Genomic DNA, 24176 nt, shown 5'->3' on the forward strand with positions numbered 1-24176 from the left:
CGGTGGGTAAGCGCTAGCGTCGGCCTGTGGCGTCATCAACTCGATCCCCGGACGGGCGCAGGGCCGAGCCCGAACGCATTCCTTCGTCCGGCGGCACCGGCTTGACCGCCGTCGACGAGCCCGATCCCGTCCGCGCGCGCCGGGGCACCCTGCTCGCGGTCGTGCTGGGCCTCGTCGGAGGACTCGGGGTGGCGTCGGCGCCCGTCCTGCAGGCTGTCCGCACGGTCGACGGGGCGGCAGCGCCGTCCGCGGTCGGCGCTGCCGCGGTGTGGGCCGCCGTCTTCGCCGTCGCGGCACCGGCATTGGCCCTTCCCGCGGTTCTCGCCCGGCGCACCGCGGTGGCGGGGGCATTGCTGGCCGGCGCAGGCGCGGTGTCCGTCGGCGCCGGCGTCCTCGACACACAGCTGTGGTCGGACGCCATCGACGCCAATCGGCTCGAATTGTTCCGGCCCGAGACGGCGGCCGAGCTGGCCGCCGGGTCCGGCGCCTACGCCGCCCTCGCCGGGCACGCGTTGATCGCCTTCGCGGGCCTGCTCGGCATGGTCGCGGTCCACCGGGCTTCGTTGATGGACGGATACGGCGACGCCCGCAGCGCCGAACAGGTCGGGCGGGCGACGGGCGCCCGCATCGGGTTCCTGCCGTCCGCCGTCGCGGTGGCCGCCGCCGTCGTCCTGGTCGGCGCGCTGTTCGCTCCCGCCTTCGTGTCCGAGGATCCCGTCATCCTCGTCCCGACCGTCGTCGAGTCGGACCTCGCCGCGTCCGCGGGCGCCGGGATCCTGGCGGCGGCCGTCCTGATCGTCGTCGCCTCGGCGCTGGCATCGATTTCGCCCCCCGTGGCGTCCGGCGCCCTCGTCGGGGCAGGCCTGGCCGCGCTCGGCGTGGTCGGGACGCGCCTGGTCGCGGGGCTCGCCGCGGGCGAACGGATCCAGCCCGGTCCCGGCGCGGTGTGGGGGACCGTCGGCGCCGGCGTCCTGGTGCTCGTCGGCGCCTGCATCCCGATGGTCGACCGGGCCCGCGACGGCAGGATCCTGAAGACACTGGCCGCCTCGCCGTCCGCGGCGGCGCAGGGCGGCCCGGCGAAGCCGGGGGCGGTCACCCCGTCCGCGAAGGGCGTCGCCAAGGCGGCGCTGCGAGCCGAGGCGGCCGCGGCCCGCGCACGGATCGCGCGATGGCACGTCGCTGCCGGGGCCACCGGAATCATCACAGCCCTGCTGGCCGCCGCCGGGGCGCTGCTCCCCGTCCTCGACATCCCCGGCGACACGGCACGCCCCGACGTCTACGCCACCCGGGTCGTGCTCGTCGCGGCCCTGGTCCTCGTCGTCAGTTGCGTCTGGCTGCTGCTGTCGGAGTTCGCGTCCGCCGTCCGGCCCGCGGTCGGGGTGCTGTGGGTGACGATCCCGTACTCCGTCGCCGCCGTGTCGCAGTCCGTGGTGCTCGCCACCGACGTGCCGGGGATCGGCGCCGGAATCGGTGCCGTGCTGCTGTGGTGTGCGGCCGTCACCGCGGGTGTCACCGGGGTGCTGACGTGGTTCGCGGGCTCGGCGGAACGCGAGGAGATCGACACGTCCGACGAGCCGTCCACCTCGACCCCGGTCCTCGCGGTCGGCGGCCTCGGTGCCGTCGCCGCGTTCGTCGGACTGGGACTGCCGCTCTTCCACGGGACCGACGCACGCGGCGACGAGTACGCGCCCGCGTCGTTCGCGGAGATCCCGTGGAACCTCGACGTGTGGGGACGGGTGCTGCTCGGCGTCGCGGTCGCCCTCGCAGTGATAGTTGCCTCACGTGCCCGGCCCGACAGGGCGGTCGCGTTGTTGCTCGGTTCGGCCGTTGCCGTGGGGGTATACCTCGTGTCGTGGCCGCTGACCGTCGCCCGGGTCACCGACCCCGAAATGGGGGCCGGTGTCGTCCCGGCAACGGTGGGCATAGTGTTGATTGCGGCTGCCGCGGCCCTCACTGCACGCCGCAGAAATCGGTGAGGTCCGCCCCGTTTGCAGCGGTGAGGCCCGCCTCAGTACGTGATATCGCGTGATGTGGACCACATAGCAGACACGCGGGCGCAGACCGGGCCCGGCAACTGGTTAAAGTCCAAAACAGACCCGCTCCTACCCCTCGAGCGGGTGTCAACGCAGACGAGACGGTGAGCAGATGGATCTCTTCGAATACCAGGCGAAGGAACTCTTCGCCAAGCACGAGGTGCCGACTTCGGCTGGGCGTGTTACCGACACGGTGGCCGGCGCACGCGAGATTGCCGAAGAAATCGGCAAGCCCGTGATGGTCAAGGCGCAGGTCAAGGTCGGCGGCCGCGGCAAGGCGGGTGGCGTCAAGTACTCCGCCGACGTCGATGCAGCGCAGGCCAACGCCGAGGCGATCCTGGGCCTCGACATCAAGGGTCATGTCGTCAAGAAGCTGCTGGTCGCAGAGGCGAGTGACATCGCCGAGGAGTACTACATCTCCTTCCTGCTCGACCGCACCAACCGCACCTACCTGGCCATGTGCTCGGTCGAGGGTGGCGTCGAGATCGAGGTCACCGCCGAGGAGAACCCCGACGCACTCGCGAAGATCCCCGTGGACGCCGTCAAGGGCGTCGACCTCGCGTTCGCGCGCAGCATCGCCGAGGCAGGAAAGCTGCCCGCCGAGGTGCTCGACGCAGCGGCCGTGACGATCCAGAAGCTGTGGGAGGTCTTCATCAACGAAGACGCTCTCCTCGTCGAGGTCAACCCGCTCGTCCGCACGCCCGGTGACGAGATCCTCGCTCTCGACGGCAAGGTCACGCTGGACGAGAACGCCGCGTTCCGTCAGCCCGGCCACGAGGCGTTCGAGGACCGGGACGCCACCGACCCGCTCGAGCTCAAGGCCAAGGAAAACGACCTCAACTACGTCAAGCTCGACGGTGAGGTCGGCATCATCGGTAACGGCGCCGGCCTGGTCATGTCGACCCTGGACGTCGTCGCCTACGCAGGTGAGAAGCACGGTGGCGTGAAGCCCGCCAACTTCCTCGACATCGGTGGCGGCGCCTCCGCAGAGGTCATGGCGAACGGCCTGGATGTCATCCTGAACGACGCGCAGGTCAAGAGCGTGTTCGTGAACGTTTTCGGTGGCATCACCGCGTGTGACGCGGTCGCCAACGGCATCGTCGGCGCCCTGAAGACGCTGGGTGACGAGGCCAACAAGCCGCTGGTCGTCCGCCTGGACGGCAACAACGTCGAAGAGGGTCGTCGCATCCTCGCCGAGGCCGCCCACCCGCTGGTCACGGTCGTCGGAACCATGGACGAGGCTGCCGACAAGGCCGCCGAGCTGGCCTTCGCCGCAAAGTAAAGGGACTTAAATCACATGGCTATCTTCCTGACCAAGGACTCCAAGGTCATCGTCCAGGGCATCACCGGCGGCGAGGGCACGAAGCACACCGCGCTGATGCTCAAGGCCGGCACCCAGGTCGTCGGCGGTGTCAACGCCCGCAAGGCCGGCACCACCGTGACCCACGACGGCGGCGTCGAGCTGCCCGTCTTCGGCACCGTCGCCGAGGCCATCGAGAAGACCGGCGCGGACGTCTCCATCGCGTTCGTTCCCCCGGCCTTCGCCAAGGACGCCATCGTCGAGGCCATCGACGCGGAGATCCCGCTGCTCGTGGTCATCACCGAGGGCATCCCCGTGCAGGACTCGGCGTACGCCTGGGCGTACAACGTCTCCAAGGGCAACAAGACCCGCATCATCGGCCCCAACTGCCCCGGCATCATCACCCCCGGCGAGTCGCTGGTCGGCATCACCCCGGCCAACATCGCAGGCACCGGCCCGATCGGCCTCGTGTCCAAGTCGGGCACGCTGACCTACCAGATGATGTTCGAACTGCGTGACTTCGGCTTCTCCACCGCCATCGGCATCGGCGGCGACCCGGTCATCGGCACCACCCACATCGACGCCATCGAGGCGTTCGAGAAGGACCCCGAGACCAAGGTCATCGTGATGATCGGTGAGATCGGTGGCGACGCCGAGGAGCGTGCCGCCGACTACATCAAGGCGAACGTCACCAAGCCGGTCGTCGGCTACGTCGCGGGCTTCACCGCCCCCGAGGGCAAGACCATGGGCCACGCAGGCGCCATCGTCTCCGGTTCCTCGGGCACCGCGCAGGCCAAGAAGGACGCCCTCGAGGCTGCCGGCGTGAAGGTCGGCAAGACGCCGTCCGAGACCGCTGCACTCGCTCGCGAGATCCTGCAGAGCCTGACCGTCCAGGCCTAGGCCCTCCGGGCCCGTGCGCCTTTCTGGTTGCTCCGGCTACCAGAAAGGCGCACGGGTCGTTCAGGCGTCGACCCACATTTCCCCGGCCGGATCGAGTGTCCCCGTCCCCGACGTGACGGCAGCGACCAGATCGGCCAGCTCCGCAGAGTCCCTCGCCGCGAGGGTGAGGACCGCGGACTCCGCGTACGCCGTGTCCACCACGACGACGCCCCGCCCCCGCAACTCCGACTCGACCCGACCCGCCTCGGCGTGACCGACGGCGAGGGTGTGCAGGTGGCGACGTTCCCTCCGCACGAGCGGTGCGGCATCGACCGCGGCGGCCACCGCGCCAGAGTAGGCGCGCACCAGTCCGCCCGCCCCCAGTTTGATTCCACCGAAGTACCGGGTCACGACCACCGCGACGTCGACGAGGTCGCGGGCCTTGAGCACCTGCAGCATCGGAATGCCCGCGGTGCCACCGGGTTCGCCGTCGTCGTTCGCGCGCTCGACCCGGTCGCTGGGCCCGTTGCCGACGATGAACGCCGAACAGTGATGTCGCGCATCGGGATACGCGCTGCGACGATCCTGGACGAAAGCCTGCGCCGCCTCGGCGTCCTCGACGCGCCGCAGGGCCGCGATGAAGCGTGAATGCTTCACCTCCGTCTCGAGAGTGAGATCGGCGGCGCGGAGAGCGAGGGTGTACGGCACCGGACCATTGTCTCCTGCGCTGCTGTCGGCCCCGCACACGCGACCGACGGATATATCGTAGCTATCAGTTGTTGCCGCTATATCTGATACAGTCCAGCAGTTTATGACACTGTCTTTCACCGCGAATTGGTGAAGCTGCGGAAATTTGTGGATGGTCGGCCGTCGGGGTGCGCAAGGGCGCCCGGCGCACACGGTCTCATTACGTGTGGCACTGATGTCTGTCCGGGATAGCGGGGCGTCGAGGATTCGGATCGGCGTCTGCGGACCTGCCTCAAGGCGATTTGTGGTCGTTCACGGCGGCGCAGATGGTGTGGCGAGATCGATTGGCTCGGTTTGCCGCTGGCGCGGACTCGGCCGTACGTGTCGGAGGCCGGCGTTACAGTCAAGGCCCCGCGAGAGATGGGGTGAACAACGCTGGTGGAGGGGGTTGATGGATGACGTCAGGGCGTTGCCGACACCGTTGTCCGGCCGGTTCACTGCGCTGCGGGTGACACAGAATCGCCACCGGCTCCGGGGCGATCGCGCCGCACGGCGAGGAAAGGTGTTATCGATGAGCTTTCCAGGTGATGGCGGCGCGTTCCGGAACCCGGACGATCCGTGGTCCGTTCGGCTGCGTTTCGTTCCTGGCGGGCTGGCGTGATCGGGCCGGGAACGACTGCGCCGCGGCAGTTCACGTTCACCACGCGCGCCTACATGGCGGTCGATGACGCGACCGGTGAGCCGATCGGTCTCGACGACGTGAACACCCGAGCGAGGTGGTTGCTCGACCTGGTCACGGCGGCCGGCGCCGAGTTGATGTCGCGGCTGTGGCAGCCGGTCACGTTCGACGTCCTCGCCGCCGGCCGTGACCGGCAGGATCGCAGGCTGCCCGTGCAGGGTCATGTCGCCGCGGCCCGCCTCGGCTGGAATCCGCACTACCGGGACGGGGTCTACGTGCCCTCACGGGTGAGCAGGGTGGTGACCGCGCAGGTGATGGCGACCCTGCGGACCCTCGCCTACCGGGACACCGCGATCACGGCACTGTCTGAGCGGTTCGACCCGGCCACCGGCCGGATAGCCCCACCCTCCGCCGTCGCGGACTGGGTGCCGTTGGGTTTCGCCCGGGGCGTGCGGCGCCAGCTCGTCGCACGCTCTCGCCGCATCGACGGGGCGCCGTCGGCGCGGTTGCGGATCACCGACGTCCAGGGGCCACCGCAGACGAGCGCGATGGCCCGGTTGTCTGCTGCGGATCGGCAGCTCGCGCAGCTTGCTGTCACCGGTGACGAGCTGGTGTTGACGGTGAAGCTGCCGACTTGCCCGGCCCCGGCGGGGCGGGCGCAGTGGCGCAGTGTTCGGGTGACCGCCACCATCCCCGGGCACCTGAACGGCCGGGCGGTCACCGGCTGGCATCTACCGACCCTGGCCCTCGACCGGAAAGGTTTGTTGTGGCGGTGCGCCGCGACCGAACTCGTCCCCGCCTGTGACCTGGGATCGGCCACCGTCGCGGTCGGGGTGGATTGGTCTCCGTCCACGCTGGGTGCCGCCGCGATCGCCACGCAGACCCCGGACGGTGTGGTTTCGGACTACCGGGGCTTCACCTACGATGACCGCGGCCTCGGGACGAAACTGGCGCGCCTGCAGGCGGAGGGTCAGTTGCTGCAACGCAAGTCGGCCCGGTTGACGCGGCTGGCCGCCACCGCCCCTTCCGAGGTCCGTGTCCGGTTGGAGGAGAAGATCGCCGTCCTCAACGAGCATCGGACTGCGGTGGGCGTCAAACGGGGCAAGATCAACCGGGAGCTGGGATTCCACTTCGCCCGCCAGGTCACCGACTACGCCGAGGCAGCGGGCGCGGAGATGATCGCGGTCGAGGACCTGACCACCCTCGAGCCCCGCGGGCACGGCCGGGTCAACAACAACCGGGCCGCGCAGTCGGCCCGCCGTAAAGCGACCGCCGCCCTCGCCCACACCGCCGCCGGTGTCGGCATCGCGGTGGTCACGGTGCCTGCCCGCGGATCCTCGGCACAGTGTCCGGGGTGCGACGAACCACTCGCCCGCCCCGGCGGCTACCACGACGCGTGGTGCCCGGGCTGCTGGGTCGGCGGCAACCGCGACCAGATTGCCGGGGTGAACCTGGCCAAACGCGCGCTGCTCGGTAAAAACAAGGTGACCCGGCGGCGGGGGCAGATGCCCGCGATCCGGGTCGCCGAGCACGCGCCGGTCCGCAGGTCCCGGGACAAGACCAGTCCGACACCGCGTCGGCCGCGGCATCGCCGGGTCCGCCACAGCCTGCCCACCGCAACACCGCGGATGGGGGTGACTCCGAAACAGCATGTTCCTGCACCACAAGCGTCGGTGTGGGACACGGTCAAACCCGCACCACCGCACGGTGATGCGGGTAGCCGTGACACACGTACTTCTCACCTAACAGCCACACTAGTGGCAGATAGTATGAGATCTACGTAGACGCTAGCGTCGGAAGAGCGCACGCAGACCACTTGTCGACTAGGAGAAGTCATGACGTTCACGCCCGGCGGGCCGAATTACGGTCCGCCCGCGCAACCGACTGCAGGGGGAGAATCGAAAGGCCTGGGCTTCTTCCTCCTGATCGGTGTCGCCGTTCTCGGTGTCCTCAACCTACTGCTCGGGTTCGCCCCGTACGCCACCTTGGCGCGAGAGTCCGTGAACTCGTTCGAAGCGAACACGGACGGACTCGGACTGCTGTTCCTCGGTGGTCTGCTCGCGGCGGCGTCCCTCCTCCCGAAGCAGTCCTATGCGGGTGCGGCCGCGGCGGCGTCCGTCGCGGGCTGGGTCGTTGCGTTGTTCGTCTTCCTGAACGTCGACGCGGATTCCGGTTGGGGCGCAATCCTCATCCTCGTTCTCGGATTCATCCAGTCGGCCGTGGCCGTGGCAGCCGTGCTGTTCGACATCGGCGTCCTGAAGCAGCCGGCGCCCAAGCCGGCCGCAGCCGCGGGCTTCGGTCAGCCCGGCCAGACCCCGCAGGGGTACGGCCAGGGCGCCCCGCAGGGGTACGGGCAGGGCCCGCAGCAGTCGTACGGACAGCAGCCGCAGGGCTACGGCCAGAGCGCGCCGCAGGGCTACGGACAGCAGAGCCAGTCGCAGCCCGGCTACGGGCAGCAGAGCCAGCAGGGTTACGGCCAGCAGGGTTACGGCCAGCAGGGCCAGCCCTCGCAGAGCCAGCCCGGATACACCCAGGGCTACGGACAGCCGCAGCAGCCGGGCTACGGCGCGGGCGCGGGATCCGCGTCGTACGACGCCCCGACCACCGCCTACCAGCAGCCGCAGTACCAGGGGTACTCGCAGCCGTCGACGCCGTCGCAGCCCACTGGAACGCCCAGCTCGCAGTACCCGGCCGGGACCAGTTACGGTTCGGCGCAGCACGCGGCGCCGGCGTACGGGTCGCAGGCCGAGTCCTCGCCCGTGGAGCGCACTCTCGAGTACGGCGAGCAGCCGTCCACCGAGGCGAAGCCGGCCGAGTCGGCCGAGAAGCCTGAATCGGAGGGGTACAGCGCGCCCACCCAGGCGTTCGACACGCGCGCCGACAGGGACGACAAGTAGCGGTCCATCCAGCAGGTGGCCTCTGACCGAACCTGGTCGGAGGCCACTTCTGTGCGGCGCGCCTGACCGCTGTCGCTGCGTCGGAGTGCCACTCTCGAGGGGATGAGTTCTTTGGTTGATCGTGCGCAGCGTGTCGCACAGGGTGCACGACGGCGAGCCGTCCGCGACGACGAGAGGCGAGCCGTCCGCGATGATGCGCGGCGCGCCCCGCGACAGCGTCCCGTGCCCGACGCGGACGAGATGCGGGCGCTGCTGTCGGTCGCGTTCCGGCCCGCGGGGGTCACGGTCGTCCTGCTGTCCGCACTCATCGTCGTCACGCTGGTGGCGGCGAACAGTGACCTCACGGGAACGTTCGGTGCGATCGCGGCGTCGTGGCTGGCGATTCACCAGGTGCCGTTGACGATCGACGGCACCTCGCTCGGCGTCCTCCCGCTGATCCCGACGGCGGGGATGATGTGGGCGGTCGCCCGCGGGTGCGCGGCGGTGGTGCATCCGGCGTCCTCGCGGCGGCACGCCCTGCAGGTGATCGGCGCCGCGGTGGCCGGACCGCTGGCCGTGACAGCCATCGCCCTCGCGGTCATCGCGGACGCGTCGGCGGTCATCCCGTTGTCCTCCCCGAACGCGCTCGCCGCGTTCGGGTGGGTGCTGTTGGTGCATGTGCTCGCGGCGGGGATCGGCGTGACGGTCGCGATGTGGCCGACGCTCGGTGCGGAGGTTCCGTCGTGGGTCCGGGACGCGGTGCGCCCGGGGCTGCGCGCGATGACGGCGATCGTCGGTGCCGGCGCGGTGCTGGTCACGATCTCGCTGCTGATGGAGTGGTCCACGGTCGGGTCGCTGCTCGAACGCGGGGACGGTGTCGTCGGAACGCTCGGACTGACGATCCTGTCCGTGCTGTACCTGCCGAACGTGGTGGTGGGTGCCGCGGCCGCCGTCATGGGCGGGACCGCGCAGATCGGGGACGTCTCGGTCAGCGTGTTCGGCAACGTCGGTGGTTCGCTGCCACCGTTGCCGCTGCTCGGCGCGGTTCCCGACGGGGTGTCCGGTGGCGCGTGGCCGGCGTTGCTGGTGATTCCGCTGCTGATTGGTGTGATGCTCGGACGCGACTGCGGACGTCGCGTCGCCGGGCAGGAGGCACTGCTCACCGTGCTGACCTCCGCCGCGGGTGTCGGTGTGGTGACGGCCGTGCTCGGACTCGTGTCCGGCGGACGGCTCGGCGCCTTCGGAACCGTCGAGCTGAACTGGTGGGCGTTCGGGCTGCTCACGTTCGCGTGGCTCGGACTTGCGGGCGCGGTGACGGCGGTGGTCGTCGCCTGGCATCGGAGCCGGGGCGCCGACGACGAGGCCGACACGGAGGACGAGGAACCGCACCTTCCCGGCGCGGAGGAGGTTCCGGCGATAGCCGCCCCGATCACCGAGGAGCGGGAGGTCCCGGCAGCCGCGCCCGGCCGGGTGATCGAGGCCGAACTCGTCGAAGACGCCGAAGCGCCCGCGGCTCCCGTCGCGCCGCAGGACACCGACGCCGAGGCCGAGGTCGTGGTGGACGCCGAGGTCGAGGAAGACGCGGCGACGGCGGCACCCGAGGGGCCGGTAAAGGCGGGTGAGGCCCCGGAAGCCGACCTGCCCCGAGGGCCCGCAACCCCCAGCGACTAGGCTCTTGTTCGGTCGACGATGCGACCGCCCCCTTTCGATTCACCCGGCCTTTCGATTGTTCAGGAGTAGAGCGCTGACTTCCTCGCGTGACCACCTGGGGCCCACGACCACTTCGCCGGTCGCGTCCGCGCCGGCGCGGATCGTCGTACTCGCCTCCGGTGCGGGAACCCTCCTGAGATCGTTGATCGACGCGACCCACACCGACGGGTATCCCGCCGAGATCGTCGCCGTCGGCGTCGACCGCGACTGCGACGCCATCCGGCACGCCGAGTCCGCGGGCATCACCCACTTCCGGGTCGGACTCCGCGACCACGCGGACCGGTCCGCCTGGGATGTCGCGCTGACCGAGGCCGTCGCGTCGCACCAGCCGTCGCTCGTGGTGTCGGCGGGATTCATGAAGATCCTCGGCCCCGCCTTCCTGGACCGCTTCGGCGGTCGCATCATCAACACGCATCCCGCGTTGCTGCCCGCGTTCCCCGGCGCGCATGCGGTCCCGGATGCGCTGGCCTACGGCGTCAAGGTGTCGGGATCGACGGTCCACCTCGTGGACGCGGGGGTCGACACCGGCCCGATCCTGGCGCAGGAGCCCGTGCCGGTGCTCGACGGCGACGACGAGTCGACCCTGCACGAGCGCATCAAGACTGTGGAGCGACGGTTGTTGGCGGACGTCATCGCCGCTGTCGCCACCCGTGGAGTTGTTTCCGATGGACGAAAGGCCGTGATCCCCAGTGAGTGAACGCAAGGCAGTACGCCGAGCGCTCGTCAGCGTCTACGACAAGACCGGTCTGGTCGAACTGGCTACGGGCCTGCACAAGGCAGGTGTCGAGCTGGTGTCGACAGGGTCGACCGCAGCGAAGATCGCCGACGCCGGCATCCCGGTCACCCCCGTGGAGGCGCTGACGGGCTTCCCCGAGTGCCTCGAGGGCCGGGTCAAGACCCTGCACCCGCGGGTGCACGCCGGCGTCCTCGCGGACACCCGGAAGCCCGAGCACCTCGCGCAGCTCGAGGAGCTCGGCATCGAGGCGTTCCAGCTGGTGGTCGTGAACCTGTACCCGTTCACCCAGACCGTCGCCTCGGGTGCGACCCCCGACGAATGCGTCGAGCAGATCGACATCGGCGGCCCGTCCATGGTGCGCGCCGCCGCGAAGAACCACCCGTCGGTGGCCGTCGTGGTGGATCCGGCCCGCTACGACGACGTGCTCACCGCGATCGCCGACGGCGGTTTCACGCTGCCCGAGCGCACCGCCCTCGCCGCGCAGGCGTTCCAGCACACCGCGTCGTACGACGTCGCGGTCGCGAGCTGGATGACGTCCACGCTGGTGGACAGCGGTGACTCGCAGTTCCCCGAGTGGGCAGGCGCCACCTGGGACCGCTCGGCCGTCCTGCGGTACGGCGAGAACCCGCACCAGGCCGCGGCCCTCTACGTGAACTCCGCCGCCCCGGCCGGTCTGGCCCAGGCCGAGCAGCTGCACGGCAAGGAAATGTCGTACAACAACTACACCGACGGCGACGCGGCGTGGCGTGCGGCATTCGACTTCAGTGAGCCGGCCGTCGCGATCATCAAGCACGCGAACCCGTGTGGCATCGCGGTCGGAGCCGACATCGCCGAGGCGCACCGCAAGGCACACGCCTGCGACCCGGTCAGCGCATACGGCGGGGTCATCGCCGCGAACCGCGAGATCACCGTCGAGATGGCCGAGCAGGTCGCCGACATCTTCACCGAGGTGATCATCGCCCCGTCCTACGCGGATGGCGCGCTCGGCGTGCTGCAGCGCAAGAAGAACGTCCGCGTCCTTCTCGCGAAGGCGCCCACCGCGACGGGAATCGAATTGCGTCCCGTGTCCGGTGGGGCACTCCTCCAGGAGCGCGACGTGCTCGACGCCGAAGGCGACGACCCCGCCAACTGGACCCTGGCCGTCGGCGACGCCGCCGACAAGCAGACCTTGAAGGACCTCGAATTCGCGTGGCGCGCGTGCCGTTCGGTGAAGTCCAACGCCATCCTGCTCGCCTCCGACGGTGCGTCGGTCGGCGTCGGCATGGGCCAGGTCAACCGCGTCGACTCCGCGCACCTCGCGGTGCAGCGGGCCGGTGACCGGGTGGTCGGGTCGGTGGGCGCGTCGGACGCGTTCTTCCCGTTCCCCGACGGACTGCAGGTCCTCGCGAACGCTGGCGTCAAGGCAGTCGTGCAGCCGGGTGGTTCCGTCCGCGACAACGAGGTGATCGATGCGGCCAAGGAAGCCGGTATCACCATGTACCTGACGGGTGCGCGGCACTTCGCGCACTAGCGTTCGGCACCTCTCGAACGGGTTTCGGCATCGCGCCGGGGCCCGTTCTGCGTTGTCAGGCGGCTGCGGCCCCGTGCGCGCGGCCGGTGCCCTCGAGTTCACGCGGCGAACCGGTGATGACCACGCGGGCGGCACCGCGACTGCGGACCTCGCTGATCAATTCGCCCAGTCCGGCCTCGTGGGCGGCGTCGCAGTGCGACAGGTCGAGGGTGACGGCGTAACCGGTGAGGTCGTCCGGCAGGTCCAGATACGGGGGAGAGGTGGACAGTTGGTTGATGCGAAGTTTCATGTGGTGCTCCTGAAAGTGAAAGGTAAAAGAAAAGGCACCCGAGGGGTTTGCCCTGGGTGCCCGAGAATGACTTGGTTGAGTCTCAACATTCTCGGGGTGCGCCGAACTTGGTGATGTGCTTGTCGGCGGAGCATCGACGCCATGCGGGTACGGACGCGAAGAGCGCGTGAAGCTGCATCATGGCCGTACCTTTCTGCGTGTCGTTGCTGGTTGGTAGATGACCGTACAGCACCGGTTGAGGGTTTGCACTTCCATTATCCGGCCACCGCGCAGGAATGCGCGGTTGAGCAGCCACTCTTGGCCCAGAGTTGCCGTCCTGTTCACATCCGCTCATCGATTCGCCGGATGCGCGGGCAATTGCGTGGGAATTCGGCGAATCGGTGCGCGTCCGTCGAATCCCACCACTTTGGTTACAGGTTGCTTTCGATCCGGACTCGAGCAGCACGAGCGCGCGGTGCAGCTGATTCACTCGGGGCTGATGTGACTCGAGTGGCACCTGTGGAAGGAGAGTGGCGCCCGGACTGCGACGGTGCGCCCATCCCCGTTATGAACCGTTTTGCAATCAAGGCCGGCCTTGGCGCCTGCGTCCTGGGTGCGTCCGTGCTCATCCCTGCTCAGGTGTCGGCGGAACCCGCTGCGACGGCGACCGGCACCGAACTGTCCGGGATGACGGTGTTCCTCGACCCCGGACATCAGGGTTCCAGCGAGGGCCACGACCTCGCGCAGCAGGTGAACGACGGCCGGGGCAACACCAAGGACTGCCAGACGAGCGGCATGACGTCGCTGGGCGGGGTGCCCGAGCACACCATCAACTGGAACGTCACCCAGCTGGTGAAGAGCAGCCTCGAGAGCCTCGGCGCGAAGGTCGTCCTGAGTCGTCAGGACGACACCGGCTGGGGCGGGTGCATCGACGAAAGGGCCCGTGCGGCAAGCGAATCGAACGCCGATTTGGCTGTGAGCATTCACGCGGACTCCACGGCGCAGGGTGAGGACGCGGGCAAGCACGGGTTCCACATGATCATCCCGTCGCTGCCCATCCCCGACGAGAAGGCGGACGCCGCGCAGTCCGGTGGCGGGCTCAAGGCGTCGAAGATGATGCGCGACGCCTACAAGTCCGACGGCTTCGTTCCCGCCAACTACGCCGGCGTGAACGACGGCCTCCAAACCCGCGCCGATGTGGCGGGTCCTGCACTGACCCAGGTTCCGCTGGTGTTCGTCGAGATGGGCAACGGTTCGAACAAGGAGGACTCCGCGCAGCTGGAGAGCTCCGACGGCCAGTTGAAGCACGCCATCACCATCACGACGGGCATCGTCACCTACCTGCTGACGGGGTCGGAGGCCGCGCCTGCGCAGGAGCTGGCGGCCGCTCCGGCCGCGACGACGGCACCGAATGCGAGCGAGGACAGCGCGTCGTCGACCACCACCACGACCCCGAAGGCGACCACACCCAAGGCGGCACCGAAGTCGACGGCGCCGGACTCGGCGCAGCTGTCCGAGCTGATGGAGATGCTCGCGCCGCTGCTCGAGGTTCAGGGGCTGGACGGGCTGCAGGACCTCGTCAACGACAAGAACCTCGGGCTCGTGTCCGATCTGGCGAGCACGTTGCTGGCCGTGATCACCGGGGCCGGTGGGGGCAACTGATCACAGTGACGCGATCCACCTGCCGAACGGTTCGGTGAACTCCGCCGAGTAGGGCAGCGGTTCCACGTAATCCGGTCCGGTGGACGGACGGTCGCCGACGTCCTTGAGGACGTGATTGGCGTTCGTCATCCGCACCGGCGTCAGCGCGGTGTGCGCGAGGGCGTCGTTCAGGCCGTCGACGTCCGCGAGTTGCACCTGGATGTCCTTGGCGGAGCAGCTCGTGAGAACCGGGAAACCGGCGGGCAGCCTGCCGGCCAGCGCGCGGGGGTCGAGGGCGTCCTCCTCCGCGAGGGCCTTGGCGTTGGCGTGCACCAGCCCGGCGTTCTGCAGGGGTTCCGGAAGGTCGTCGGGGATCGTGCCCGATGTGCGGAGCGATTCGACGGTGTCCGCGAGCGCGAGCCGCAGTTCGTCGGCCAGCTCCACCGGCAGCTGTCCGGCGCCGACGACGGCGTCGAGCTGTCCGTGGATCTGCGTGGTGAGCAGGTCGAGGAGCCGGACGCTGAGCGGTTCGAGCAGTCCGACGGCGCGTACCCGCGACTCGCTTTCCGCAGTGGCGAGCGCGAGGGCGACGAGACCGCCGTCGCTGTGTCCGATGACGATCAGCTGCGACGGGTCGACCCCGGGTTGGGCGGCCAGGAAGTCGAGGCCCGCCGACGCGGCGTCGACGAAGGTGGTGAAGCCGAGACCGCCGACCTCTTCCACCTCGTAGGGGCCGAGGGCGGTTTCGCCGCTGCCGATCTTGTCGTAGCGCAGGCTCGCGAAGCCGTGCTGTTCGAGCACGTCGGCGAGGTGGCGGAGGGTTCCGATGTCACCGGGGAGCAGGGCGCTGTCGCCGTTGCGGTCGGTCGGGCCGCTGCCGGCGAGCAGCAGTGCGGCGGGCGCCGACCCGTTCGCGTCGACGGACGTGCGGAGGCTGCCGTAGTAGGTGACGGCACCGCTGGCGAAGGTGATCTCGGTGTCAGGCATGGGGACTGTCTACCAGTTCACGTCGCGCGCAGTCGCCGCACCCGTTGCGCTCCCCGCCACGCGAACCACAGCAGGAACGCGAGCAGCGGGATGACGAGAAGCGGAAGCAGCAGGGCGATCAGCGACGTGCCGAACGAGACCACGTCCTCGATCACCGACACCACCGGATTGGCCAATCCGCCGGTGGAGGCCGTGCTCACCGCGCGGGTGCCGGTCTGCGCGGTGCTGAACGCCAGAGCGGTGGGTGCGCCGATGACGATCCCGGCGATCGCGGCCGTCGACGGGTCCACGTCGGCGAAGGCCGCCCAGGTCGCGACGACCCCGGCAAGGGGACCGGTGACGTTGCCGATCACCGACAGCGCGTTGTCGACGAACGGGATGAGATCGGCGGTCAGTTCCACGACCGTCGCGATCGACAGCGCCACCAGCGCCCCGGTGGAACCGAGCCACCGCATCGACTCGTTCAGGGTCACCCCGAGCACCTCGACGTGCACTGCGGCGCTGAGCATCAGCAACGGCAGGAACGTGCGCAGTCCCGACGCGGCGGCGAGGCCGAGGCCGAGCAGTCCGGGCAGAACCCAGGTCTCCATGCACGGCAGTGTAGGGGCCCGGTGACGACTGCAGGAGGGCATCGCGGCCGAGATCTCAGAGAAGCATCACAGAACTCACACATTCGGCGATTAGCGTCTGCATCACCAGTTGTTCCAATGGATTACGTCCGAGAACAGCTCCCGACTCCAGGAAGGTGCCGCATCATGAACGTCGTACAGTTGACCACCGGTGATTTCGTCGCCGCCATGTTCTCCCTCGACTTCGTCGACGGCGGGTTCCGCCGGGAGGCCGTCGAGCGGATTCACCGGGGCGCGATCGACGAGTGGGTGTCTGCGCTGACCGGGTCGGGTCTGTTCTCCAACCGTGCGGTCGCGAACGTGGTCCGGGCGTGGCGATCCGATCCGCACATCCTGCTGGACTCGCTTCTGACGGAGGCCGATCCGGTGACGGCCGAGCACTACCGCGCCGCCTGGGGCAAGTTGGACGCCGCGTCCTCGTACACGGTTGCCGCGTAGGCGCGCAGTGCTCAGGAGGGCCGCCGCGCATTAACCGCGTGCCGATTCGCCCGAACCCTCGTAGCGTGGAGTGGTGACGTCATCGGAACACAGACCTTCCACCGTCGGCGAGCTCCGCGAGTCGGGCCACGTTCAACGCACCGTCAAGGAAGAGATCCGCGAGAATCTGCTCGCGGCCCTACGCGACGGTCGTGATCCGTGGCCCGGCATCGTCGGTTTCGAGGAGACGGTGGAACCGCAACTCGAACGGGCACTCATCGCAGGTCACGACGTGGTGTTGCTCGGCGAACGAGGTCAGGGCAAGACCCGCCTCCTCCGCACCCTCAACCTGCTCCTCGACGAATGGACCCCGGTGATCGCCGGTTCCGAACTCGGGGAGCATCCCTATGAGCCCATCACTCCGGCGTCGATCCGCAGGGCGCAGGAACTGGGCGACAGCCTCCCCGTCGCGTGGCGCCACCGCAGTGAGCGGTACTCGGAGAAGCTCGCGACGCCCGACACGTCGGTGGCGGACCTCGTCGGGGACGTGGATCCGGTGAAGGTCGCGGAAGGCCGGAGTCTCGGGGACCCGGAAACCATTCACTTCGGGCTCGTTCCCCGCGCGCACCGGGGCATCGTCGCCATCAACGAACTGCCCGACCTCGCCGAACGCATCCAGGTGTCGCTACTCAACGTCATGGAGGAACGCGACATCCAGGTCCGCGGGTACACCCTCCGGCTCCCGCTGGACGTCCTGATGGTGGCCAGCGCGAACCCGGAGGACTACACGAACCGCGGTCGCATCATCACCCCGCTGAAAGACCGGTTCGGCGCCGAGATCCGGACGCACTACCCGACCCGGCTCGACGACGAGGTCGCGGTCATCCTCCAGGAAGCGCATCTCACCGCCGAGGTGCCCGAGTACCTCCTCGAGATCCTGGCCCGGTTCACCCGCCTGCTCCGCGAGTCGACGTCGGTCGATCAGCGGTCGGGTGTGTCCGCCCGGTTCGCGGTGGCGGGCGCCGAAACCGTCAGCGCAGCTGCGGTGCATCGCGGCGCCGTGCTCGGTGAGGCCGACCCGGTCGCGCGGCCCGTCGACCTCGAGACCGTCGTCGACGTCCTGCGGGGCAAGGTGGAATTCGAATCCGGTGAGGAGGGGCGCGAGATCGAGGTCCTGGAGCACCTGCTCCGGCGGGCGACGGCCGACACGGTCCGCACCCGGCTCGGCGGCATCGACCTGGCGGAACTCGTGGACGCGGTCGAACAGGGCGACCCGGTGGTGACCGGTGAGCGGATCACGGCGAAGGCACTGCTGAACGAGCTGCCCGAGCTGGAGGTCCTCGACGTGCTCGCCGAGCGTCTGGGCGCGGAGTCGGACGGGGAGCGGGCCGCGGCGGCCGAGTTCGCCCTCGAAGGGCTGTACCTGGCCCGGCGGATCTCCAAGAACCCGGACATCAACGGGCAGACGGTGTATTCGTAATGTCCCGCAAGGCGGAACGCGGGCCGCACAATGCGCGGTACGGGCCGTACGAGGGCGGTGATCCGCTGGCGGCGCCGGTGGACCTGCGCGAGGCGCTCGCCGCGATCGGCGACGACGTGTTCGCGGGCAGTTCGCCGCGGCAGGCGCTGCGCGAGATGCTGCGCCGCGGCAACCGCGACATGCGCGGGCTGGACGAGCTTGCGGCCGAGGCCAATCGGCGCCGCCGCGAGCTGCTGAAGCGGAACAACCTGAACGGCACCCTCGAAGAGGTCCGGGAACTCCTCGACCGCGCGGTACTCGAGGAACGCAAGACGCTGGCCCGCGCGCTCGACGACGACGCCCGCTTCTCCGAGATGCGCCTCGAGGAACTGTCGCCGTCCACCGCGCAGGCCGTGCAGGAACTCGCCGACTACGACTGGCGCAGTTCGGAAGCCCGTGCCGACTACGAGAAGATCCGCGACCTGCTGGGCCGCGAGGTGCTGGACCAGCGGTTCGCCGGGATGAAGCAGGCGCTCGAGGGTGCCACGGAGGAAGATCGCGAACGCATCCGGGAGATGCTCGCCGATCTCAACGACCTGCTCGACAAGCATTCCCGCGGTGAGGACACCCAGGAGCAGTTCGACGAGTTCATGGACAAACACGGGGAGTATTTCCCCGAGAACCCGCGCAACGTCGAGGAACTGCTCGACTCGCTGGCGCAGCGGGCGGCGGCGGCGCAGCGGCTGCGGAACTCGCTGTCGCAGGAGCAGCGCGACGAACTCGACGCGCTGGCGCAGCAGGCGTTCGGTGATCCGTCGCTGATCGGACAGCTGGACCGCCTCGACCAGCACCTGCAGGCTGCGCGTCCCGGCGAGGACTGGCAGGGCGCGCAGCGGTTTCGCGGGGACGACGGCATGGGCCTGGGCGAGGGCACCGGCGCGTTGCAGGACATCGCGGAACTCGAGTCGCTCGCGGAGCAACTGTCGCAGCAGTACGCGGGCGCACAACTCGACGACATCGACGCGGAGGCCCTGGCCCGGCAACTGGGCGACGAGGCGGCGGCGGATGCGCAGACCCTCGCCGAACTGGAGAAGGCGCTGCGGGACCAGGGTTTCTTCGACCGCGGGGCGGACGGTCAATGGCGGCTGTCGCCGAAGGCGATGCGCCAACTCGGTCAGACGGCCCTGCGGGATGTCGCGCAGCAACTGTCTTCGCGTGGCGGGCAACGGGAGACGCGGCGCGCCGGGGCGATGGGGGAGCCGACGGGGGCGTCCCGCGAGTGGGCGTTCGGCGACACCGAGCCGTGGGACGTCACGCGCACCATCACCAACGCGGTGCTGCGGGCGGCGTCCGATCCGGTCGAACGCGGTCGTGTTCCGGTCCGGCTGTCCGTCGCGGACGTGGAGGTGATGGAGACCGAGCAGCGGTCGCAGGCGGCGGTCGCGTTGCTGGTCGACACGTCGTTCTCGATGGTGATGGAGGGGCGGTGGGTGCCGATGAAACGCACCGCACTTGCGCTGAACCACCTGGTGAGCACCCGGTTCCGCAGCGACGAACTGCAGCTCATCTCGTTCGGCAGGCACGCGCAGGTGCTGACGCCGTCGGAGCTGGCAGGCCTGGACGGCGCCTGGGACCAGGGCACCAACCTGCACCACGCGCTGCTGCTGGCCGCCCGGCATCTGCGCAGGCACCCCAACGCGCAGCCGGTGGTCCTGATCGTCACCGACGGTGAGCCGACCGCGCACCTCGAGCCGGACGGCTTCGCGTATTTCGACTACCCGCCGAGCGCCCGGACCCTTGGTCTGACGGTCCGGGAACTCGACACCCTCGCCCGGCTCGGCGCCCACGTCACGTTCTTCCGGCTCGGTGAGGATCCCGGTCTCGCGCGGGTGGTGGACCGGATGGCGGAACGGGTCGGCGGACGCGTCGTGGCGCCCGGTCTGGACGGTCTCGGTGCCGCCGTCGTCAGCGACTACATGCGTCGCAGGCGCTGACCCGTGAGTACTTGTCAACCGCCGGCGGTTGACAAGTACTCACGGGTGCGTCAGCGCACGGCGGGCTGGTGCTGGGTGATGCAGTGGATGCCGCCGCCGCGCGCGAAGAGCGGGCGGGCGTCGACGGAGACGACCGTGCGTCCCGGGTAGGCGGCCGACAGGATCGCGACCGCTTCCTCGTCCGCGGGATCGTCGAAGCTGCACGCGATGACGCCGCCGTTGACGACGAAATGGTTGATGTAGCTGTAGTCGACGAAGCCCTCCTCGTCGCGCAGGACCTGCGGCGCGGGGACGGTGATGATCTCCCACGACTCGCCGCGGGCGTCCGTGGTCTGCTTCAGCGCGTCGATGACGGCCTTGCTGACCTCGAAGTCGGGGTGCTCGGGGTTGCGCTGATCGTGCACGAGGACGACGCCGGGCGACGGGATGGCGGCGACGATGTCGACGTGCCCGCGGGTGCCGTAGGTGTCGGAGTCGCGGGTCAGGCCGCGCGGCAGCCAGATCACCTTGGTGGCACCGATCGTGCGGGCGAGTTCCGCCTCGATGTCGGCCTTCGACAGGTCCGGGTTGCGGCCGGGGTCGAGTTGCACGGTCTCGGTGACCAGCACGGTGCCGAGGCCGTCGACCTGGATGCCGCCGCCCTCGTTGACGATCGGCGAGTCGACGAGTTCGGCACCGGACCGCTCGACCACCAGGGCGCCGATCTTCGAGTCCTTGTCCCACTGGGCCCAGTCCTGGCCGCCCCAGCCGTTGAAGATCCAGTCGACGCCGCCGAGGCGTCCGTCCTCGGACAGCACGAACGTGGGTCCGATGTCGCGCATCCAGGCGTCGTTCAGCGGCGCCGGGGCGATGTCGATGTCGGCGGACAGGTACTTCTTAGCCGCCGGCACCTCACCAGGGTCGACGACGACGGTGACCGGTTCGAACCGGGCGACGGCGTGTGCCACCTCGGCCCACGTGGTGCGCGCCTCGTGCTGCTCCTCCGGAGTGTCGCCCAGGGAGTAGCCCGCACTGGGGTAGGCCATCCAGGTGCGTTCGTGCAGTTCGCCTTCCGCGGGCATGCGCCAGGTCATCACGCCCTCCCGAACGGGGAGGCGTGATCGACGGGCTCGGTGAGGGCGCCGTACGTGTCGGGGCGACGGGTGGCCAGGAACGGGAACAGGGCCAGCCAGTCCTCGCGCTGCTGGAGGTCGAGGTCGGCGACCAGCACCGCGGATTCGTCGCGCGGTGCCTGAGCGAGGATGCGGCCGTAGGGGTCGGAGATGAACGACGAGCCGTAGAACGTGATGAGGCCTTCGCCGCCGTGGCGGTTGGGCACCACCATGAACGTGCCGTTCGCGATGCCGTTGCCGACGATCACCTGCTGCCACAGCGGCTGGGTGTCGAACTGCGGGTGGTCGGGTTCCGAGCCGATCGCGGTGGGGTACACCAGGATTTCGGCGCCGCCGAGCGAGTAGGCGCGGGCGACCTCGGGGAACCATTCGTCCCAGCAGGTGGGGAGTCCGAGCTTGACGCCGCCCAGTGCCTCGGCGGTGTGGACGGGGTACGGGTTGTCGGCGGGGCCGCCGCGGAAGTAGGTGTCCTCGTAGTAGCCGGCGGTGACGGGAATGTGCAGCTTGCGGGTGTGCGCGAGCAGTTCCCCGGACGGGGCGACGAGGATGGCGGTGTTGAAACCGAGTCCGTCCTCGTACTGCACGCCGTTCTCGGAGTCGTTCCGCTCGTACAGGGACGCGTGGACGAGGACGCCGTGTTCGGCGGCGGCCTTGGCGGCGAACGTGAACGTCGGCCCCGTGAGGAGGTCCTCGGCCTGGCGGCCGGGGTTGTCACCGCCTTCGACGAAGGCGGGGTACCGGCTCAGCGTGAGTTCGGGGAGGAACACCACGCGCGCCCCGAGCTTGGCTGCCGCGGCGATGCCCTCGTCGAGTTCGGCCCGCAGATCCTGCTCGTTCTCGTGCCAGCGGTGCTGGACGAGTCCGACGCGGAGCGGGGTGCGTCCGGTCTCGCGCGTCCTCGACAGGGACTCGGGAGGGGTGAGGGCGGTGATCGTCAACATTGTGATTCCTCGGATGTTCGGTTCGGCGAGCGCCTAAAACGAATTGGATTCGTTAAGTATGGTGGGTAAATGCTCGGCGATCAAGGGGCGGGGAGACACGATTTCGATTCCTTCGGTATCCACCCTGGTCGCCGGTGACACACACCGACCAGGAGGGCACCCATGCCACGGCCATCACAGCGACTGCTGTCGCCGGAGATCATCACCGAAGCTGCCATGCGCATGGTGGACCTCACGGGTGATTTCACGATGCCGGGTCTCGCCGAACGGCTGAAGGTGCGGCCCTCCTCGCTGTACAACCACGTGTCCGGGAGGGCGGAGATCATCGAACTGATGCGTGCCCGCATGATGGCGGGCATCGTGGTGGCGGACCCCGACGGCAAGTGGAGCGAGACGGTGGCCGGCCTGGCGCGAGAATATCGGCGCAACTACGCCGAGCATCCTCGGCTGATTCCTCTGTTCACCGCGCACACAGTGCAGTCCGGTGTGGCTTTCGCTCTGTACAACGCGCTGGCGCAGGCATTCTCGGACGGCGGCTTCACGCCCGAGGAGATTCTGCACGCCATCACGACGGTCGACAGTTTCGTGCTGGGGTCGGCGCTGGACCTCGCCGCACCCGAAGTGGTCTGGGCGACCGCGCCGGAGGCGAACGAGTCCATGCGAGCCGCCCTGGCCACGTCCGGGCCGAACCCCGGACGGGCGGATGCAGCATTCGAGTTCGGGCTGCGGACGCTTATCGCTGGCTTGGTGGCGCAGGCTCCGATCGAGCCGTGAGATCGCCCTCGTCGCGCAGAGCGGACGTCTCGCGGTTGAGGGTCTCGCCGCGGAAGAAGGCGGGACTGCGGAACCGCATGACCACCATGAGGATCGCCCCGAGCAGCAGGATCCCGAAGCCGAGGAAGAAGACCAGGCCGATGCCGCCGATCGACGCGCCACTCGCGTTGTCCGGGTCCATGCTCTCCTCGATCGAGATCACGAACACCGCGAGCAGCATGAGGCCGCCGAGGAGCGGGAACGCGAACCGGAAGACGATGTTGCGGAAACTCGTGAACAGGCTGTCCCGGAAGTACCAGACACACGCGAACGCCGTGATGCCGTAGTACCAGCAGATCATGATGCCCAGTGCGGCGATGGTGTCGAGCAGCGTGCGTTCGGACAGGAACGTCACCACCGTGTAGAACACCGCGGTGATGACGCCGGCGACGACCGTGGCGTACGACGGGACCAGGAACCGGGGGGACACGTCGGCGAGTTTCTTCGGGAAAGCGCCGTACGCGCCCATCGCGAGCATGGTGCGGGCCGCGGGCAGGAACGTGGTCTGCAGGCTCGCGACCGAGGAGACGAACACGGCGAGGAACAGCAACATGCCGCCCCAGTTCCCGAGAACCGGATCGGCGAGGGCGCCGAAGACGTTCTCGGAGTTGTCCGGGTTGCCCAGGCCGAGGCCGTCTTCGCCGACGCCGGCGTACATCATCGCCGCGACCGACACGAGCAGGTACGTCAGCAGAATCGTGATCACGCACAGCAGTCCGGCGCGACCGGGGGTCTTCTTCGGGTTCTTCGACTCCTCGCCCAGCGTCAGGCACGTGTCCCAGCCCCAGAACGCGAAGATCGAACCCGTCAGGCCGATCACGAACGCGCCGACGGCCAGTCCCGTGAACGGGTTGAACCAGCTCAGGTCGAACGACAGCCCGGCGGGGGCGTCCCCGTTACCGACGTGGACCAGTGCCACCACCGCGAACGCGATGAGCAGGACCATCTGGAAGCCGACCAGCGCGAACTGCAGCTTCTCGCTGGTGGTGATGCCGCGACTGGCGATCCACGTGGCGAGTGCGATGAAGAGCAGGGTGGTGCCCACATTCACGAACTTGTTGCCGGGCAGGTCCGCGATGCTCGGTGCGTCGAACAGTTTCGCGATGAACAGATAGAAGAACTGGACCGCGATCGCCGCGAGGTTCGAGAGCACGATGATCGTGGCGATCACCATGCCCCAGCCGCACATCCAGCCGACGTACGGACCGAACGCCTTCGTCGACCACGTGAACGACGCACCGCAGTCGGGTGATTCGGAGTTGAGCTCACGGTAGGCGTACGCCGTGAGGAACATGGGAATGAAGCCGGCGATGAAGATGGCGGGCATCTTCAGCCCGACCGCCGCGACGATCAGTCCGATGCTGGCCGTCAGCGTGTAACCCGGTGCCACGGAGGAGATCCCGAGGACCGCCCCTGCAAAGGTCCCGACCGCACCGGTGGCCAGCCCTTTGGTGCTCACGGCAACGCCGGCCGACGCCGGTGCGCCTTCGCTGTTCGTCATGTCT

Annotated in this window: 20 protein-coding genes; 13 read left to right on the forward strand and 7 right to left on the reverse strand. The window is 69.1% G+C overall.

The features are described from left to right. Positions 1–26: 26 nt before the first annotated feature. The 3 genes from JWS14_RS30555 (at position 27) to sucD (ending at position 4233) form a co-directional block, all read left to right on the forward strand. Positions 27–1976 (forward strand): hypothetical protein, encoded by a 1950-nt coding sequence (locus JWS14_RS30555; RefSeq protein ID WP_095861253.1) that lies wholly within the window; start codon positions 27–29, stop codon positions 1974–1976. A 169-nt stretch (positions 1977–2145) separates the two neighbouring features. Next, complete coding sequence (gene sucC / locus JWS14_RS30560) at positions 2146–3315, forward strand: ADP-forming succinate--CoA ligase subunit beta (protein WP_072937326.1); 1170 nt, start codon at positions 2146–2148, stop codon at positions 3313–3315. 15 nt (positions 3316–3330) lie between these two features. After that, complete coding sequence (gene sucD, locus JWS14_RS30565; protein WP_005238543.1) at positions 3331–4233, forward strand: succinate--CoA ligase subunit alpha; 903 nt, start codon at positions 3331–3333, stop codon at positions 4231–4233. Between the two features lie 60 nt (positions 4234–4293). On the opposite strand, the gene JWS14_RS30570 is transcribed toward sucD, so the two are convergent. Further along, complete coding sequence (locus JWS14_RS30570) at positions 4294–4920, reverse strand: IMPACT family protein (RefSeq protein ID WP_072937325.1); 627 nt, start codon at positions 4918–4920, stop codon at positions 4294–4296. Positions 4921–5556: 636 nt separating this feature from the next. Between JWS14_RS30570 and JWS14_RS30575 the strand changes: the two genes are divergently transcribed. From JWS14_RS30575 to purH, 5 genes are all read left to right on the forward strand, one after another. Then, the gene (locus JWS14_RS30575; RefSeq protein WP_095861252.1) at positions 5557–7362 is read left to right on the forward strand and encodes a zinc ribbon domain-containing protein; all 1806 of its coding nucleotides are present in this window, start codon (positions 5557–5559) and stop codon (positions 7360–7362) included. A 51-nt stretch (positions 7363–7413) separates the two neighbouring features. Continuing rightward, positions 7414–8475, forward strand: a complete 1062-nt coding sequence (locus tag JWS14_RS30580) for a DUF5336 domain-containing protein (RefSeq protein WP_072937323.1) — start codon at positions 7414–7416, stop codon at positions 8473–8475. A 111-nt stretch (positions 8476–8586) separates the two neighbouring features. Further along, positions 8587–10125, forward strand: a complete 1539-nt coding sequence (locus tag JWS14_RS30585; RefSeq protein ID WP_072937322.1) for a cell division protein PerM — start codon at positions 8587–8589, stop codon at positions 10123–10125. 55 nt (positions 10126–10180) lie between these two features. Further along, on the forward strand, positions 10181–10861 hold the full coding sequence (purN, locus tag JWS14_RS30590) for a phosphoribosylglycinamide formyltransferase (protein ID WP_083395586.1): 681 nt from the start codon (positions 10181–10183) through the stop codon (positions 10859–10861). After that, entirely contained in the window at positions 10854–12410 is a 1557-nt protein-coding gene (gene purH / locus JWS14_RS30595) for a bifunctional phosphoribosylaminoimidazolecarboxamide formyltransferase/IMP cyclohydrolase (protein WP_072937321.1), read from the forward strand. Before purN ends, purH begins: the two co-directional genes overlap by 8 nt. Positions 12411–12465: 55 nt before the next feature. On the opposite strand, the gene JWS14_RS30600 is transcribed toward purH, so the two are convergent. Continuing rightward, positions 12466–12699, reverse strand: a complete 234-nt coding sequence (locus tag JWS14_RS30600) for a hypothetical protein (RefSeq protein WP_072937320.1) — start codon at positions 12697–12699, stop codon at positions 12466–12468. A gap of 546 nt (positions 12700–13245) precedes the next feature. Here JWS14_RS30600 and JWS14_RS30605 point away from each other — a divergent pair. Then, on the forward strand, positions 13246–14340 hold the full coding sequence (locus JWS14_RS30605) for an N-acetylmuramoyl-L-alanine amidase (protein ID WP_095861251.1): 1095 nt from the start codon (positions 13246–13248) through the stop codon (positions 14338–14340). On the opposite strand, the gene JWS14_RS30610 is transcribed toward JWS14_RS30605, so the two are convergent. After that, positions 14341–15306, reverse strand: a complete 966-nt coding sequence (locus tag JWS14_RS30610; protein ID WP_072937318.1) for an alpha/beta hydrolase family protein — start codon at positions 15304–15306, stop codon at positions 14341–14343. Between the two features lie 17 nt (positions 15307–15323). Continuing rightward, positions 15324–15896, reverse strand: a complete 573-nt coding sequence (locus JWS14_RS30615) for a DUF4126 domain-containing protein (protein ID WP_072937317.1) — start codon at positions 15894–15896, stop codon at positions 15324–15326. A gap of 165 nt (positions 15897–16061) precedes the next feature. On the opposite strand from JWS14_RS30615, the gene JWS14_RS30620 reads away from it, so the two are divergent. From JWS14_RS30620 to JWS14_RS30630, 3 genes are all read left to right on the forward strand, one after another. Continuing rightward, the gene (locus JWS14_RS30620) at positions 16062–16373 is read left to right on the forward strand and encodes a hypothetical protein (protein WP_095861250.1); all 312 of its coding nucleotides are present in this window, start codon (positions 16062–16064) and stop codon (positions 16371–16373) included. Positions 16374–16446: 73 nt separating this feature from the next. Further along, positions 16447–17832 carry an ATP-binding protein gene (locus JWS14_RS30625; RefSeq protein ID WP_015889399.1) on the forward strand — a complete coding sequence of 462 codons (1386 nt, stop codon included), beginning with the start codon at positions 16447–16449 and terminating at the stop codon, positions 17830–17832. Further along, complete coding sequence (locus JWS14_RS30630; protein WP_095861249.1) at positions 17832–19805, forward strand: vWA domain-containing protein; 1974 nt, start codon at positions 17832–17834, stop codon at positions 19803–19805. The genes JWS14_RS30625 and JWS14_RS30630 overlap by 1 nt, the downstream gene beginning before the upstream one ends. 50 nt (positions 19806–19855) lie before the next feature. Here JWS14_RS30630 and JWS14_RS30635 read toward each other — a convergent pair whose 3' ends face one another. Continuing rightward, positions 19856–20878, reverse strand: coding sequence for an agmatine deiminase family protein (locus JWS14_RS30635; protein ID WP_072937314.1), 1023 nt, complete (start codon positions 20876–20878; stop codon positions 19856–19858). Further along, complete coding sequence (locus tag JWS14_RS30640) at positions 20878–21858, reverse strand: nitrilase-related carbon-nitrogen hydrolase (RefSeq protein WP_095861248.1); 981 nt, start codon at positions 21856–21858, stop codon at positions 20878–20880. Before JWS14_RS30640 ends, JWS14_RS30635 begins: the two co-directional genes overlap by 1 nt. Positions 21859–22020: 162 nt before the next feature. On the opposite strand from JWS14_RS30640, the gene JWS14_RS30645 reads away from it, so the two are divergent. Then, positions 22021–22632 (forward strand): TetR/AcrR family transcriptional regulator, encoded by a 612-nt coding sequence (locus JWS14_RS30645; RefSeq protein ID WP_072937312.1) that lies wholly within the window; start codon positions 22021–22023, stop codon positions 22630–22632. On the opposite strand, the gene JWS14_RS30650 is transcribed toward JWS14_RS30645, so the two are convergent. Beyond that, entirely contained in the window at positions 22592–24172 is a 1581-nt protein-coding gene (locus JWS14_RS30650; RefSeq protein ID WP_072937311.1) for an APC family permease, read from the reverse strand. The genes JWS14_RS30645 and JWS14_RS30650 overlap by 41 nt on opposite strands. Between the last annotated feature and the right edge of the window lie 4 nt (positions 24173–24176).

Origin of the sequence: Rhodococcus koreensis (genome assembly GCF_017068375.1) — a bacterium.
In the GTDB taxonomy this organism is placed as follows: Bacteria; Actinomycetota; Actinomycetes; order Mycobacteriales; family Mycobacteriaceae; genus Rhodococcus_F; species Rhodococcus_F koreensis.